Source organism: Ruminococcus sp. YRD2003, assembly GCA_900109435.1.
Classification (GTDB): domain Bacteria; phylum Bacillota; class Clostridia; order Oscillospirales; family Ruminococcaceae; genus Ruminococcus; species Ruminococcus flavefaciens_G.
In genome coordinates, this window is sequence record FNZT01000012.1 from 111,171 (window position 1) to 128,756 (window position 17,586).

Here is a 17,586-nt window from a genome sequence, read left to right on the forward strand (position 1 = left end):
GAAGGAGGAAAACACTATGGCAAGCAATTTGAGTTATGGAATGAAGCGCGTATTATCAGGAATTATGGCGCTTCTGATTGTAGCAGGCAGCACGGGTCTCTCTGCGAACGTGAGGGGAGGTGGATTGTTTGCCCGTAGTGCGATAACAGCAAACGCAGCGACATACTCAAGCGATGTGCAATCTTTGCAGGTAGGCGACATTCTTGAACCCGGCGCAAGGTATAATGCAGATAACAAAACCATCACCCTTCAGGAGGGTGGCTATTGTACCAGAGAAGAATTTGAAAGCCCTGCGACATATACGCAGGGAACACAAGATGTAATCCCTGATAACTTGATGATGCTCAGAGTATCAAGTGAAAGTGGATACGAAGGTAAAATTGGTGACGGATCAGGATACTACCCCTACGCTAATGGAAAGAAAGTTGATGCGTGGATCGTCGTTGCTGTTGAGGGTAACCAGTGGGAGCAAACCGCTGTCACCCTCGCTGGATATGAAGAAACACAAAGCGACAATCCCTTTACATCTGCTGTCAACTATCGTCAATACAATGAATCCGGCGTATTGCAGGATAATGGAACACTTGATGCAAATGCAGGTATCCTGATTGAAAGCGATACGAAGAAATGGACAAACGGCAAAACCTATGTTGCCAGCGGTGAAGTTGTGATAGACTCTCGTGTTAAGGTCACAGGTACGGTAAATCTGATATTGTTGGACGGCGCAAGTCTTACCATCAATGGCGGTATTTCCGTAGCTCAAAGCGCACCATATGATGAAAACGCAGGTACGCTGAATATTTTCGTCGGCAGCACAACAAATGGAACAATAACCGGCAGCGGCTCGCTGACTGCTACAGGAAGCGACAGGAACGCTGGTATTGGCTGTAGTAGTTCTGACTTTAGCAGTGGAAATGTTAATATCCATGGCGGTACAATTACAGCTACAGGTGGCAAGAATTGTGCGGGAATCGGCGGCACTGTGAATATCTATGACGGTACTGTTACTGCAAACGGCGGTGATGACGGTGCAGGCATCGGAGGTAACTATAATCATGACGGTAACACAGTAAACATTTATGGCGGTACAGTCACTGCAAATGGCGGTCAAGGTGCCGCAGGTATAGGCGGCGGTCAGTTTGGAGAAGGCGGATCGGTTCATATTTACGGCGGTACAGTCATAGCCACTGGCGGCGAGAGACTGCCTTGGGATCCTAATAAGCCTGGAAATGGTATTGGCAGAGGCAACGGTTATGATGGTGAGGAAATAAACAACGGCACACTGACAATTGCCGAAGGGTTATCAGTATTCACTTCTACCGATAACGAAAACTGGACGGATACAACAGTTGATCTTGATACACGCACACGTTATATGAAGGTGGGAGTCCCCGAGTCTGTCACCACAGATATCCCTTACCTGACATGGGACGCAGATGAAGAAAAACTCGTTGAAGCAGCAGAACCCTGCTCTGAGTATACCGTGGTTGAAAGCTCAGAATCTGAGGTTACATGGGGCGAAGCCAACACAACAACATGGTATGTTGTTACCAAGGATACAACTATTTCCAGTCGTATCACTGTCAACGGCACAGTCAACCTCATTCTTTGCGACGGCGCTACGCTGACGGCTGAAAAGGGCATAACAGTTGCAGTTGAGGAGGATTATGAGACAGGCGACCTCGTGCCAACCACCCTCAATATCTACGGTCAGGCTGGCGGCACAGGTGTCCTTACCGCTAATACTGTTTATGAAGATGAAGGCATGGTCATAATAGGTGGCGCTGCAATTGGCGGATGTGGCGTTGAAGATTATGATAATGATTACAACAACCGTTCCGGAAATTCAGGAACAATCAGGATATATGGCGGAACTATCAATGCTTCAGATGATGATAATTGCTCTGACATCTCTGCAATCGGCGGAGGATACTATGGAGAAGGCGGCACAGTAGAGATCTTTGGCGGAACTGTAAATGCTTCTACTCATGGTGCTTCTATGCCTGCAATAGGTGGTCGAGGCGATTATTATGGCCATAGTGCAGGTACTATAAATATCTACGGTGGAACCGTAAACGCTCAGGCTACAGGTAATTATTCACCGGGAATCGGAGGCGCTTTTGCTACTCCTGCTGATATCAACATTATGGGCGGCAGCGTCTATGCAAGAGGTAATAGTGCGATTGGTAGCGGTATTAATTCCGGAGATGAGTACAATCACGGAACTTTGACAATCGGCGAAGACCTTGTATTGCAGAACAGTACAGACAACTCAACTTGGGAAAATGTTGAAGCAAGCAATAACGATTATACCCGCACTCGGTATATGCGCACCGCCAAGAAGCTCGTTGTTGGGCAGTATATCGCAGTTGGCGACAAAGTGTATACAGATGATATGATTATGAGTGATTCAGAGAGCTGTCCGCATCGTTTCCCCGAGAATACTTCTACTGTTGACTCTGTAATATACAAAGACAATTTCTACAAGTTTAATATCACCCCGGAAGATAGCCAGTCAAGCAGTTCATCTCCAGATCCAACTCAAATCGGAGACGTATTTGTTTACGGTGCGTTTATAGCATCAGAAACCGAGCGCACTCCTGCGCCCACAGGCTTCTGGATAATTGACGGTGAGGGAACAACTGAGAATCCGTTCATATTGTCTTTGGATCCTCCGCCTTCTGTGACATATACTCATGTTGAAGCCGTAGCTCCGACCTGCACTACTGCAGGAAATATCGAGTATTATTTAGGCTCTGACGGCAACTACTATTCTGATGATCAGGGTACTCTTTTGGAAGACCAGAATGTTATTATTCCAGCAACGGGACATAGCTATGGCACTCCCACTTATTCGTGGACAGAGGAAAATGGTGTATGGAAGTGTACAGCAACCCGTACCTGCGCCAATAACACAAGCCACGTTGAGACTGAAACCGTTGATGGAATCTATGCGGAAGTAACACCTGCAACTGTGAATACGGTAGGTACGGGCAGGTGGACGGCGACATTCACTAATGAAGCCTTTACAGCACAGACTAAGGATGTTGAGATTGCTCAGCTCGTGCCTGAAAAGCATGATGCAGTTGCTCCGAACTGCACAGAGCCAGGTAATATAGAGTATTATACCTACGGAGACAAGTATTACACCAAGGACGGCGAAACATATACCGAAATCACACAGGCTCAGACTGTTGAGCCGGCAACAGGTCACGCTTTCAACTATGTTCCGAACGGCGCTGTTCTGACAGCAAGTTGTACGCATGATAACTGCGAGTTTGAAAACGGCGTTTCGCTTACTATCGTTCATCCAAATAGCCTTACATACGACGGAAGTGAAAAGGGCGTTACTCTCGACGGACTGGTCGCTTTCAATACGGCAACTGGTTTGAACATATCCTTGGATAGTATCATATATGAACAGCTGGTCGGAGAAGAGTATCAGAGGATTGACTCTGTTCCCATGAATGCAGGCTCATACAGAGCAAGCCTGACTGTTGAGGGGCAGACGATTTCTGTAACATATTCTATCGCAAAGGCAGACCTTGTTGAAGGGGCAGGATATACTGTTCCGACTGGTCTTACAGCTACCTATGGGGATACACTTGCTAATGTTGAGCTTCCCGCTGGCTGGGCTTGGAATGATGATTCTACAAGCGTAGGCATTGCAGGAGAGCACACTTTCAGTGCGACCTTTACCCCAGATGACACCAACAACTTCAACACCGTGACCGAAGACGTAACAGTCACAGTCGGCAAGGCAACGCTCAATCCTTCAGTTTCCGTAGAGGGCTGGACTTACGGTGAAGCACAAAATTCACCGGTTATAAGCGGAATATCGGGTTTACAGGTTGCTGTCATCGGAGTAGATCACATTACTGGTGAGCTTTGGAAATACAATGGTACTGAATATCAAAAGGTTCGTGATGCAACTCTACGGGACATACCAAACCTTACCGGCACACCCCTTGATGCTGGAACTTACAAGGTGAAACTCGTTGTCGCAGAAAACACCAATTATGAAGAAGGCGAATGGTGGAGCGATGAGTTTGTTGTTGCAAAGGCTGATATCGTTTCGTCTGGCAATATCGCTAATGACACTGTTTGGCTGACTGGAGATTATATTGATTTTGGTGACGGCGCATACATTCAGAGCAGTTGGAGTCCAAATAGTGGCAAATGGCATCTGACTGGCAAACATAAGTTAGGTTATGGCGGATTTTACACAGATCATTATTGGTTTGTGATTGAAGGCGTATGTGATTTCAACCTGAACAATGACGGAAAGTCTGGTCAGCCTGTTTATGGCGTTTCAATTTCGGGTAGCGGAACTGAGAACGATCCGTATACTGCTGTTCCTCTTCACACGCCATATGCAACTGTTACTGCTCCGACCGCAAACACACTGACTTACAGCGGCTCTGCACAGGTACTCGTTACCGAAGGCACATCAGCCGCCGGCACAGTAAAGTATTCGCTTGGTACGGCCGATGTGGCAGGAACTGAGTGGACAACCGATATTTCCACACTCACGGGTACAAATGCTAATACATACTATGTATGGTATTATGTTGAGGGCGATGCGAACCATAATAATACCAATCCGGTATGTATTCCTGTCACTATCAACCAAAGGTCGATTGAGGATGCAATAATCGTTCTCGATAAGGATCACTTTGAGGTATCTGATACAACTTATAAACCGGCAGTAACATATGTTATCGTAGGCAATACACTGCTTGAAGCAACTGACTATGATGTGGATTATGAGAACAATACGTCGATAAGCGCAAATACACCTACAGTGGTAATCACAGGTACAGGCAATTACGGCGGAACAGCAAGAAAATCATTCACTATAGGTACAGATTTGTCAGATGCAGTTGTAACTGTAAACAGTACATTCAAATATAACGGCACAGCTAAAACTCCTGGTGTGACAGTTACTTATAAAGGAGCTGTTGTAAATGCTGCTAATTACATAGTAAGCTACAGCAATAATATTAACGCAGGTACAGCTACAGTTACAATCACTGGTAATACTGATAAAGGCTACACAGGTTCAGCTTCTGCTACATTCAATATAGCAAAGGCTGGTATTGCAAGCGTCAGCGCTTCTGGTACTTATGCATATACTGGTGAAGCTATAATTCCTACACTCTTAGTGAAGGATGAAAACGGTGCAGTTGTTGATGCAGCTAATTACAATGTTGAGTTTGTCAACAACATCAAGGCTGGTACAGCAACTATCGTTGTTACCGCAAAGGACGGTACAAACTACACTGGTACAAAGACTGGTACATTTGAGATCGGTCATAGATACACAGAGGTTCTAGCAACATCTGCAGGTTGTTCAACAACTGGCGTAAAGGCACACTGGATCGATGAAAACGGCGCGTCATACCTCAAGAATACAAACGAAGAATATGTTGCTGCAACAGCTGCTGAACTTGCTATACCCGCAACCGGTGCTCATGACTATAATACAGAGGATATCCAGTGGTACTGGACTACTGATAACAGTGGAGCATTTGCTGTATTTACATGCGAGACTTGTGGTACAACGACAAATGTGAATGCAGTTGTTACATCGGAGGCTGTCGCAGGCGGTACTCAGTATACTGCAACAGTTGCTCTTGGTGATGATGAGTATTCTGTATCCAAGATCGTAAATAATACTGCATATGTATCTGCATATTCAGAGGTTACTGGTTACGAAATAGCTGATGATGAGGGCAGAATCCGTTTCATGTATAACAGCAAGTATGACGGAGATGCAGTTGCAACTTATGGCGTTGTGATTTACAGAGACGGTGAACTGAATGAAGAACTGACAGTAAATACGTCAGGTGCAACAGATTCAGCAAACCGTGCTGCATCTGATTCATTCCGTGCAAAGGATCTTGGTAATGGCGTTTATGTAAGACCATATGTCAAGGTTGGAACATCATATATTTACGGCGATACAGTATTCGTTCGTTATGCAGATCTTGTAGCATTCAGAGATGCAACAGCCAATATAACATCGTACGAGATCGCTGATGATGATGGAAGGATCAGATTCAATTACAGCAACACATACACCGGTACAGAAGATACTGTTCATGGTGTTGTGATCTACAGAGACGGCATACTGAACGATGTCCTGACAGTAGAAACAGCAGGCGCAACAGATTCAGCAAACCGCGCAGCGGTTGATTCTTTCCGTGCAAAGGATACGGGAAATGGTGTTTATGTCAGATCATATATCAAGATTGGTGACAAGTATAAGTATGGTGATACTGTATTTGTTCGTTATGCAGATCTTGTAGCATTCAGAGATGCAACAGCCGATATAACATCGTATGAAGTTGCTGATAACGAAGGAAGAATTAGGTTTAATTACAGTAATACATACACAGGTACTCAAACCGCTGTTAATGGAGTTGTGATTTACAGAAACGGTGAACTGAATGAAGAACTGACAGTAAATACATTAGGAGCAACAGATTCTGCAAACCGTGCAGCAGTTGATTCTTTCCGTGCTAAAGATACTGGCAATGGTATTTATGTAAGAGCATATATCAAGATTGGTGACAAGTATAAGTATGGCGATACAGTATTCGTTCGTTATGCAGATTTGGTAGCATTCAGAGATGCAACAGCAACTATTACCGGTTATGAAAAAGCAGACAATGAAGGCAGAATAAGATTCCACTACAGTAATAATTATTCTGGTAATGAAACTGCTGTTCATGGAGTTCTGATTTATAGGAACGGCGTTCTTAATGATGAATTAACTGTCAACACAGCAGGGGTAACAAACTCTGATAATCGTGCAGCAGTTGATGATTTCCGTGCAAAGGATCTTGGTAATGGCATTTATGTAAGACCTTATATCAAGATTGGTAACACCTATAAATATGGCGAACAGGTATTTGTTAAGTATTCTGAGCTTTAAGTTTTAATTATCTTCCGGTAATAATCAGACTTAATGCAGTTTGATTTATTACATAGATCGATCTATTATAAAGAAAAGAGGTGCCTAACGATGCAGTACATTGAAGCAGAGCTTGAGATAATCAGGTTCGATGCAGAAGATGTTATTACAACATCCTGCACAGGAACAGATGATTGTCTTGGAGAGTAATCCGACAAAGGCTGTGCGACTAAAAATAGTCGCACAGCCTTAACGCTATTATGTAAAAGGTGAAGTATGAATATAATAAAAAACGGTGACAGCAGAGTCACCAAGATAATAAACAAGAAAAAGTTGAACGATGAGGCGGAATATCGCCTCTCTATATACACATATCTTTATTCTGAAAAGGGTAGATATCTAATACAAAATACACTTACTTTTGAGGTTATTGAACTTACTGAACAGGAATGGAACGCCGTTCAGAAAATTAAGATTATGCCCGTCAGTTATGATTATATAGTTAAAAACGTAATAGAGCAGCTTGCAATGTCACGATATATAGTTGAGATGGATTATGATGAAATTAAGCAGTATCAAGAAACAGTGTTTCTTCTCAAAACTATGGCAGGTAATAAAAAAGGCTTAAGAAGCTATACTATCTTTCCAACAACAGGCTGCAATGCAAGATGTATTTACTGCTACGAAGAAGGATATGCTGTTAAAACGATGACTACGGAAACGGCAGACCGGCTTGTTGACTTTATTTCAAAAACAAGATATAATGATACTGTCAAATTGAAATGGTTCGGAGGCGAACCCCTTGCGGGCTTAAATATAATACGTCATATATGCAAAGCGTTGTATGAAAAAGGTATCCCTTATAGGTCCACTATGACAACGAATGCAAGTTTGATGACGAAAGAACTCGCAAACGAAGCGAAAGAACTATGGCATTTGGAAAAGGTGCAGGTATCACTTGACGGCGCTAAAGAGGACTATACTCTGCGAAAGAACTACTATAACCCTGAAAAACACAACTACGACGTTGTTATGAAAGCAATACACTATCTCGCTGATGAGGGTATAAAGGTTAACCTTCGTGTTAATGTTGATTTGAATAATATTGAGCACATTTCCGAATTCTTGCAGGATATAGAAAAAGAGTTCGATGATATGGAGAATATATATTTATATATTGCACCGCTGTTTCAAGAGCAGCACGGAGAGCACTGCATTGATCTTTATCAGGAGATATTCAAACTCACTGATCTGCAAAATGAACTGGATATACCTAAAAGCACAAATGGCGAGCATCAGACATTCAGAATAAGGACGAATTATTGTATGGCAGACAACGTCGATAACTGCATCGTCATAACACCTGACGGTGTTTTTAATAACTGTGAGCATCTTCCCGAAGCGCAGAGTTGGGGCAATATTTTTGACGGAGTAACTGATAAAGCGAAATTCGATGAACTGAATCAGCCTGCAAAAGTCGATGAAAAGTGCGCTAAATGTCCGTTCTTGCCTGAGTGTACGCCCTTCTATAAAAACGGTTGCCCTGGGTGGTTTGAGAAATGTTATGAATATCATTGCCTGAAAACGGAACATGATATGCATAATCTGTTAAAGGGAGTGAATGCAGAAGCAGAAGATGATGACGAAGAATTATAAAATGGCTGATACGGTCATTGAAGTGACCTCAATATACGAAAAAGTCCATGAATATTGCAAGGACTATCTCACGAACGAGCCGGCTGATTTTTCAGTATGTACCACTCCGGAAGATATAATCAAGGAGAAAGAAAAGTCCGATTCTGAGTATGCTTATGAGGGAAAGACATTGCCAAATTTCTCGCAAGGTACTCTTGAGGAAACAGCAGTTTATCGGAAAATCGGAGAAAAAATGCCGAACTATGATACGGTAATATTCCACGGTTCGATTATCGCAGTTGACGGACATGGATTCCTGTTCACTGCTAAATCGGGCACAGGAAAGTCCACGCATACGGCTCTGTGGCGGGAATATCTCGGTGATAAGGCAGTAATGGTCAATGATGATAAACCCATGCTGAAAATCACAGACAATGGAGTTATTGCTTATGGTACCCCTTACAACGGAAAACATCACCTCGGCTGTAATATGTCGGTGCCTTTAAAAGCTATATGTATAATTACCCGCGGCGAGAAAAACAGTATCGTTCGCATTGATAAATCAGAAGCCTACGCAATGCTTTTGCAGCAGGTCTACCGTCCGCAGGATCCTCTGCAAATGGCTAAAACTTTAAAACTTGTTGACAAGCTGGCAGAAAATGTTGAACTATACAAGCTCGCCTGCAATATGGATATTGAAGCGGCAGAAGTCGCATATAACGGAATGAAAGGATAATCATTATGAAACTCAATAAAGCATTTTTAACACATGACGATGGTGATCAGAAGCTGCTCGTTTCCACAGGAGCAAGCAAGTTCTCAGGACTTGTACGCAGCAATGAGACAGCAGGATTTATTATAAGCTGCCTTGAAACGGATACCACAGAGGCTGAGATAGTCGCTAAAATGCAGAAGAAGTACGATGGTCCGAAAGATGCTATGGAGCGCGATGTAAAGAAGGTAGTAGACCAGCTCAGAAAAATCGGAGCGATAGATGACTAAATCGACTTTTGAGGAACAGCTTGCAAAAAACGGCAAGCTCATCTATACAAACAAGGGCGACAGCATGATGCCGCTCATTAAACAGAACAGGGACTTGCTCATTATCAAGCCTGTTCATGGCAGACTGAAAAAGTACGATGTTCCGCTTTACAAGCGAGACAGCGGACAGTATGTGCTTCATCGTATTCTCAAAGTCCGCAAAAAAGATTACGTTATCTGCGGAGATAACCGCTGGGTCAAGGAGTATGGTATCCGTGACAGGCACATAATCGGCGTACTTACTGCGGTTGTCCGCAACGGTAAGGAAATTTCTGTGAACGACTGGAAGTACAGGCTATATGTTCACTTATGGTGCGACTTTTTCCCTGTTCGAGAACTTTTTCTAAAAGCAAAGGCTTTTCCAAAATGGCTCAAAAGAAGACTAAAACGATGAAAAATAACGCAGTAAAATGGCTCTATTCGGTCACGGGCAGAAAAAAGTGGAATATCCTATGGCTGATGATAGTGCAGGCGCTCCACGGCGGCAGCGGAGTTCTTTACGCTCTTTTGCTCAGAAATATCGTTGACAACGCAGTTGGCGGTGACAGGAGCGGCTTCAAGCTGAACGTCCTGTACATCATTCTGCTCGTTCTGGCACAGGTAGCAATGAGGGCGATAATTCGCTGGCTTGAGGAATTATCAAGAGCATCTCTTGAAAACCTTTTCAAGCAGCGACTGCTTAACAATATCCTCACCAAAGACTTCGGAACTGTCACCGCAGTCCACTCAGGAGAGTGGCTGAATCGTCTGACGAATGATACGGTTGTTGTTGCTCAGAACAGCGTTGAAATTATGCCGGGACTTGCAGGAATGATAGTGAAAATGGTCAGCGCAATGGTGATGATGATTGTCCTCGATTACCGCTTTGCACTTGTGCTGCTGCCAGTTGGTATAGTCCTGTTTTTCGCCACATACGGCTTCCGCAAGGTGTTGAAAAAACTCCACAAGAACATTCAGGAACGCGACGGTAAACTCCGTGTTTACTTGCAGGAACGTCTCGGAAGCATGATGATGATACGCTCCTTTGCAGCTGAAAAGCAGACCGAAGCCGAGGCTCTTGACAAGATGTGCGACCATAAGGATACGCGAATGAAGCGCGTCCGATTCTCAAATTTCTGCAATATCGGCTTCCAGACCGGTATGCAGGGAATGTATGTCGGCGGAGTTATCTACTGCGGCTATGGCATTCTCACGGGCGCTATCAGCTACGGCACGCTCACAGCGATCACTCAGCTCATCTCGCAGATACAGTCTCCGTTTGCCAATATTACGGGCTATCTGCCGAAGTTCTACGCTATGACTGCAAGTGCGGAACGCCTTATGGAAATCGAGGATTTCGAGAATGACAGCGATGTTAAGCCTATGGATATTGACGAAACTCTTGACTATTACCGTAGCAGCTTCAAGTCTATGGGACTTGATAGCGCCGAATTTGCCTATTATCCGTCCGGCGACAGCGTTCGTCTGCTCAGCAAGGATACAATGCCAGTTGTGCTGAAAGACATCAGCGTAGAAATTGGAAAGGGACAGTATGTCGCGTTTACAGGTCACAGCGGCTGCGGTAAAAGCACCGTACTGAAGCTGCTGATGTGCATTTACAAGCTCGACGGCGGCAGACGTTACATAACCGATAAAAGCGGTAATACCGAAGAGCTCTCCGCGAAATTCCACCGACTTTTTGCATATGTTCCGCAGGGCAATCAGCTTATGAGCGGAACTATACGCGAGGTCGTGTGCTTTGCCGATAAGTCCGAACTTAACAATGATGAACGTATAAATGAAGCACTGAAAATAGCCTGTGCAGACGAGTTTGTAAGTGAGCTTGACGACGGAGTTGATACTCTCCTCGGTGAGCGCGGAACAGGTCTTTCCGAGGGACAGATGCAGAGAATAGCTATTGCAAGGGCTATATTCTCGAAATGTCCGATACTGCTTCTTGACGAAGCTACAAGCGCTCTTGATGAGGCTACCGAGCAAAAGGTTCTTGAAAACCTCAAAAATATGACCGACAAGACCGTTGTTATTGTTACTCACCGTCCTGCTGCGCTCGACATCTGCGACAGGATAATGCATTTTACTGAAAACGGAGTGATAGAGAATGGAGAAAAGTGAATTTCGTAAGAACGCTGCGGATATGATATATCTTACCGCTTGTGCGATAAATAATAAAAAGCCGAAACAGGAGCGTATTGACAGCCTAGATCTGCCGAAGCTGTTTGAGGTCTGCCAGAAGCATATTCTTACAGCCTGCGTTGCTTATGCTCTTGAATCGGCAGGCGTTAAGGATAATGACTTCACACAGGCAAAGGAAAAGGCTATCCGCAAGAATATCCTCCTTGATGCCGAGCGGAGAACGATACTTCGTAAGCTCGAAGCCGAGAAGATATGGTATATGCCGCTGAAAGGCTCTCTGCTCCATGACTGGTATCCAAAGCTCGGTATGAGACAGATGGCGGACAATGACATTCTCGTTGACAGCGACAAAATGGCTGAGGTACGCGATATTTTTCTTGATAAAGGGTATATATGTGAGCATTTCGGTAAAGGTAATCACGATGTTTATTTCAAAAAGCCTGTACTCAATTTCGAGATGCACAGCGGACTTTTCAATCCCACTCACATCGGAAATCTATATCCTTATTTCAAAGACGTAAAAAACAGGCTTATCCACGATGACGGCTGTGATTATGGCTATCATTTCAGTCATGAGGACTTCTTCCTGTTCATGATGGCACACGAATACAAGCATTTCTCAGGTGGCGGTACAGGTGTTCGCTCACTTGTGGATACTTATATATTCCTACGAAAATTCAAAGACTCCCTCGACTGGGATTATCTTAACGCAGAACTTGATAAACTTGGTATTGCGGACTTTGAGCGTAATAACCGCGAGCTTGCAATAAGAGTATTTTCAATGCAGCCGCTTTCATTTGAAGATAAAAAACTACTTGACTATTATGTTATGTCAGAAACATATGGCAATATAGATAATTTAGTTAAAAACGGAGTAAAGAATCGCGGAAACGGTTCTAAGCTAAGATACTTATTATATCGATTCTTCCCGCCGATTAGCTTCCTTGAAGGCTCTGTTCCGTGGGTCAAAAAGAGTAAGCTGCTTATACCCGCGGCATATTTGTACCGTTTCTTCCGTGGTGCAACTGTCAACAGGAAAAAAGTCGGCAACGAGTTCAAACAGCTTGGGAAACAATAATACGCATAATAATGGTATAAGGCGCTGTTTGTAGCAGCGCCTTTTTATATTCATCAGGACTTGACAAACAAAGAATAGTGTGTTAGACTATGATTAGCTAGTAATATAAGTATGTATCAATGCAATTACAAGGAGAAGCGTATGGACCAGCTATTAGTAAGCCATTGGCATAAGAATACAAGATACGAAATACAGAGCATAGACGGCACGGAGTACATCGTTCCATGCGAATATGGATCGGTGTACGATCCGATAAAGAGTGAAAATGGAATGATGACTGACGCTTTGAACCTCGGCAAGTACCTGACCGAGAACGACCTCGGACAGAATGAAATGGTTCTTGATTTTGTTCACAAATACGGTCTGCTGGGTATAATGCCTGACATCGCAGGCTCGGATATAGGTAAAAATGAGCGAGTTATTGTCCGCGACAATATCTTCACTGACAGCGGTATAGCTGATGTAAATGAGTTCGCAAAGACATTATTTCCTCTCGATAACATCGACATACTGGCTAAATCCAACCAGAAAGGCAAGCTGAGGCTCTACTACCGCAGCCCGATATACTCGACGATGTTCCTGCGGAAGTATAGATATTGTGAGCCGCTTGAATGGGTGAAGAAATACTTCAAGTATCTGTACAGCTTCATTATAGGCAAAGAATCAAAGCTGACGGAGTTCATACCTCCTCGCCTGACCTACAAGATAGATGACAGGAACGGTCTGAATCTGCTGTGCGAGTACGATTCGCTCAAGGCGATGATTGATCTCGCCTTCGCAAAAGCAGTAACCGACGATAAGAAGCCGCTCCGCACCTGCAAGCACTGTGGAAAGTTGTTCTACGCAGCCGACATACGCAGCGAGTTCTGTTCAGCTCGCTGTCGAAATCAATATAACGTGTACAAGTCCCGAGCAAAGCATTGACGCTTTGCTCTTTTTGTTTCAAAAATTTTTTGAGGAGGCCTTGACAAATAAAAATAGTGTGTTATAATATAACCGGGAACAAGTAATAGCATATATTGGATATGCAATTACGGTTAATGTAAAGCAGAGCAGAGTTCAATTAGTAACGCTGCTCATTCTTCTCTAAATTGTGTAATATGATATGCGATATAACATATTACGAGTGAATGATACAAAGGGGTGACCTGAAATGAACAAGTAAAATTCAAACAGTAACTTGACAATTGAATATGGGATCAGGAGTTACGTTGTTTCCGATGGTGAGGTGGTGAGCCGTACCAGCCCGAAGATGCGCGATGACGCGAAAGCCGAGCGGTAACATCTTCGGTTTCACACAGCGCAGGTGTGAATAAGCGATGAAAGTCGGGAACGGATACTTACACTCAGCCACAGTCCGAGCGTGATAAAACCGTCGCAGGCAATGGGAGTGTGCCAGGGCAGCCGAGCATTTAAGCTGCCTATGAGTCCGATGTGCAGTCGGGCGGCTTCTGATTCGGTCAGGCAGGAGTGCGGCGGATACCACTGTGAAGTCGCAGCAGGTCCGTGATGTGTCGCGCACTTTTGTACTGACCCATTCGTGATGTGTCTGACTATGTGCCAAAAACAGTTCAAATTGCAAAAAGGATACTGCTCCCACATTTTTTCACTTGGGAGAGCAAATATCCGCCCGACACAGCCCTTACAAATTTTTCAATCGAGCAGTTGCCCATAACGAAAAAAGCTGTCGGCTGTGTCCAAGAAAAAAGAAGGAGATGGTTTTATAGGAAACAAATTAACGATCTACAACAGCGAGTACATTATGACAACTCCGCTGGAAAAACAGGAATACATCATCTACAAAATGATGTATCCGGGACTGTATATCCTTGCAGGTGCTCCGAAGATAGGAAAGTCATGGTTGGCACTTGATATGTGTATGTCAGTTGCTAACGGCGAGCAGTTCCTCAAGCATGATACGAATACAGGTCAGGTATTGTATCTGAGTCTCGAGGACAACCTCCTGCGCTTGCAGAACAGGATATACGAACTCACAGACGAACCCTGTGAGAACTTGAACTTCGCAATCGAAGCGAAATCTATCGGCAATGGTCTTGAGGAAGAACTTGAAAAGAGTAAACAGGAGCTTCCAAATCTGAAAGTGATTGTCATCGACACTCTGCAAAAGGTTCGGTGCAGTACCGATGTCAATTACGGCTCTGACTACAAGGAGCTCTCTGTGCTGAAAGCACTCGCGGACAAGCTGAGAGTTGCGATACTTGTCGTGCATCATACACGCAAATGTTATGACAGCGACCCGTTCAATATGGTGTCGGGCTCGACTGGAATCATAGGCAGCGTTGACGGTATCATGGTTATGATCGAAGAGCGTCGCGGCAGCGGTAAAGCAAAGCTGCACTGCGCAGGTCGTGACATTGAACACCTCGAATTGAGTTTGGAGTTTGCAAATCACAGGTGGAATGTGGTTGACGATGTGCCTGAGCGTCAGCCAGACCTTTTTTCTTTCGCCATACATGACTTGATGGTAGATGAGAAACGATTCACTGGTTCTGCAACTGAACTCTGCAAGATGATGTACAAACACTTCGGTCGTGAGTATGCTCCAAACTGGATAACGAGAAATCTTGTTCAGCATATGAATGAACTCAAAACTTATGGAGTGCTGTTCACAGCTCGCAGAAGTCACGGTGCACGAATTCTGGAGCTTGTTTACGACCAGTCGGGTGACAGTAAAAACGGAAGCCTGCTGTGTGTAGAAATTGCAGACCATGCTGGCACCCGAAGTTCTGAAAACGTTTATTTACCTTTGTTTGATGCGGGTGACGGTAAAAATACGGGTGACGGCATTTGCGGTTCAGGGTGACGGCATAATGCTCTCGGGTGACGGTAAAATCACGCACAAAACGCACCATTTTTGCCGCCGATACCAAAAGCGGACAGGTATCCCACCTGCACCCACAGAAGCGATTGTGGCGCAAAGTGGAGCGAATGTGACGATACTGCACAGATACTATCGACAGAGAAGAAAAGCGGCTGTACCCGAGAAAAATCTTCCCTTCTGGGAAGGCAAGCATAGCAGCTGGCATTCCGCCTGCCGCCTTGCTTGTCGGGCAGAAGCCCGAACCCACTTCAATTGGCATAAGAAAAAAGGAGGTAGAGACATGAGAAAACGAAACACGACAATAGCGATACGCTGTACAGATGAAGAAAGCAGACGTATCCATGAACTCGCCGAGAGACACGGCTTGAAGTTGAACGACTTTGTTATGAGGTGCGCTCTTGGCAAGAAAATCGTAGTCGCCAATGGAATCGACGAGATAGTCAAGCAGCAGAAAGCTATCGGGCGCAACCTCAATCAGATAGCTACGCTTGCCAACATGGACAGGCTGACCGCCGTGAACTTTCAACCGCTACTCGATGAGCACAGGAAGGTCACGGAGATGATAGGTCAGCTGCTTCGGGAGGTGAAATAGTGGCAACAGTCACAGCTATAAGCACCAAGCACGGCGGCGGTGGCAAAAGAAGCCTCGAGTACATCTGCCGCGACGATAAGACGGAGAACAAAAAGTTCGTGACAGCTCTTAACTGTTCGCTGCCCACAGCGTATCAGGAATTCAAAAATACAAGGGAGATGTACAACAAGACTGGCGGCATTCGTTACTATCATTTCGTCCAGTCTCACCCGAGCGGCTATGATATTGACCCTGCACTTGCTCATAAAATAGCAGTTGATTTTGCAGAGCGAGCCTTCAAAGGTCATGAGGTTGTGGTGGCAACTCACCTCGATGCTGACCATGTGCATTCACATTTTATACTGAACGCAGTCAACGCCGACACGGGTTTGAAGTACCACTCCAACAAGTTTACACTTCAAGACCTGCGGCAGCTCAGCGATGAAATTTGTCAGAAGTACGGAGTGACAACACTCAAGCAGCCCGAGCTCGGGAAGCAGACTCACGGTGTGACCACAGGTGAGTACAGGAGTGCAATGCGCAGAGAGAGCTGGAAAATGGATCTCATCAATACCATTGACGCAGTCATGAAAAGAGCAAAGTCGAAGAAACAATTCCGCTTCTACATGAAGCAGTACGGCTACGATGTGAAATGGGAAGACAGTCGAAAGTACATCACATACACCTGTCCCAACGGCAGACGCTGCCGTGACAATAAGCTTCACGAAGCAAAATACAGAAAGGAGAACATGGAGTATGAGTTCGAAATACGAAGAAATGAGAGCAGCCTCCAAGCAGAATATGCGGGAGGCACAGGACATACCGACTATGGTCTGCGTCCCCGACAGCAACTGGCAGGCGGTGATATCACAGCTGACATTGCTGACGGATCTGGCTATAGAAACGAAGGCGAGAGCCGACGAGACTATGACATACGAGCAGATGAAACAGCACCTGCGGAATCAGAAAGTGATATTCGATCAGGTGCTGGAGAGCGCAGAGAAGATACGGGAGCTGACGTCGCAGAACGTGACGGCAGAGGTATCGAAGCTGGATCAGGCGGCGGTGAACCTGTCATTACAGGCTGGGAAGCTGAACGAGCAGACCTTATCACAGCTGAAATGCTCCGACGAGCAGAACAGGAAACGCGGCTTCGAACTACTCACAGTAGTGGCGATAATAGAAGCGCTGCATATGATATTGTCGGCGGCATTGCTGCTGTGGCTTCGATAATTGAGGACGAGCCTGCCGACGATACCGAGTACGCTCGGGAGCACGTTGACCGAAAGTCTCTCGCAAAGGAGCTCCGTAAAAAGGAAGAGCTTGGAATACACATGGGATAACCCAAATCTAATACGAAAGGACTT

The 17,586-nt window shown here is 44.9% G+C and carries 11 protein-coding genes; all 11 read left to right on the forward strand.

Annotation, left to right across the window (positions count from 1 at the left end):
- Window positions 1-16: 16 nt before the first annotated feature.
- The 11 genes from BMX22_RS11405 (at window position 17) to BMX22_RS11455 (ending at window position 17,562) form a co-directional block, all read left to right on the forward strand.
- Window positions 17-6,940 carry a hypothetical protein gene (locus tag BMX22_RS11405; protein WP_143055522.1) on the forward strand — a complete coding sequence of 2,308 codons (6,924 nt, stop codon included), beginning with the start codon at window positions 17-19 and terminating at the stop codon, window positions 6,938-6,940.
- 255 nt (window positions 6,941-7,195) lie between these two features.
- Window positions 7,196-8,575: a radical SAM protein gene (locus BMX22_RS11410; protein ID WP_074742566.1), complete on the forward strand. Its 1,380-nt coding sequence runs from the start codon at window positions 7,196-7,198 to the stop codon at window positions 8,573-8,575.
- Window positions 8,541-9,290, forward strand: a complete 750-nt coding sequence (locus BMX22_RS11415; protein ID WP_074742567.1) for a hypothetical protein — start codon at window positions 8,541-8,543, stop codon at window positions 9,288-9,290. Before BMX22_RS11410 ends, BMX22_RS11415 begins: the two co-directional genes overlap by 35 nt.
- Before the next feature lie 5 nt (window positions 9,291-9,295).
- On the forward strand, window positions 9,296-9,556 hold the full coding sequence (locus BMX22_RS11420) for a PqqD family protein (protein ID WP_074742568.1): 261 nt from the start codon (window positions 9,296-9,298) through the stop codon (window positions 9,554-9,556).
- A complete protein-coding gene (locus tag BMX22_RS11425) occupies window positions 9,549-9,989 on the forward strand; it encodes a S24/S26 family peptidase (protein ID WP_074742569.1) in 441 nt (146 codons plus the stop codon). Before BMX22_RS11420 ends, BMX22_RS11425 begins: the two co-directional genes overlap by 8 nt.
- Complete coding sequence (locus BMX22_RS11430) at window positions 9,986-11,707, forward strand: ABC transporter ATP-binding protein (protein ID WP_074742570.1); 1,722 nt, start codon at window positions 9,986-9,988, stop codon at window positions 11,705-11,707. The genes BMX22_RS11425 and BMX22_RS11430 overlap by 4 nt, the downstream gene beginning before the upstream one ends.
- Entirely contained in the window at window positions 11,694-12,806 is a 1,113-nt protein-coding gene (locus BMX22_RS11435; protein WP_074742571.1) for a nucleotidyltransferase family protein, read from the forward strand. Before BMX22_RS11430 ends, BMX22_RS11435 begins: the two co-directional genes overlap by 14 nt.
- Before the next feature lie 141 nt (window positions 12,807-12,947).
- Complete coding sequence (locus tag BMX22_RS11440; protein ID WP_074742572.1) at window positions 12,948-13,730, forward strand: hypothetical protein; 783 nt, start codon at window positions 12,948-12,950, stop codon at window positions 13,728-13,730.
- Window positions 13,731-14,499: 769 nt separating this feature from the next.
- Window positions 14,500-15,630: an AAA family ATPase gene (locus BMX22_RS11445; RefSeq protein ID WP_143055523.1), complete on the forward strand. Its 1,131-nt coding sequence runs from the start codon at window positions 14,500-14,502 to the stop codon at window positions 15,628-15,630.
- Between the two features lie 298 nt (window positions 15,631-15,928).
- The gene (locus tag BMX22_RS11450; protein ID WP_074742574.1) at window positions 15,929-16,240 is read left to right on the forward strand and encodes a plasmid mobilization protein; all 312 of its coding nucleotides are present in this window, start codon (window positions 15,929-15,931) and stop codon (window positions 16,238-16,240) included.
- Window positions 16,240-17,562: a relaxase/mobilization nuclease domain-containing protein gene (locus BMX22_RS11455; RefSeq protein WP_074742575.1), complete on the forward strand. Its 1,323-nt coding sequence runs from the start codon at window positions 16,240-16,242 to the stop codon at window positions 17,560-17,562. Before BMX22_RS11450 ends, BMX22_RS11455 begins: the two co-directional genes overlap by 1 nt.
- Window positions 17,563-17,586 lie beyond the last annotated feature (24 nt).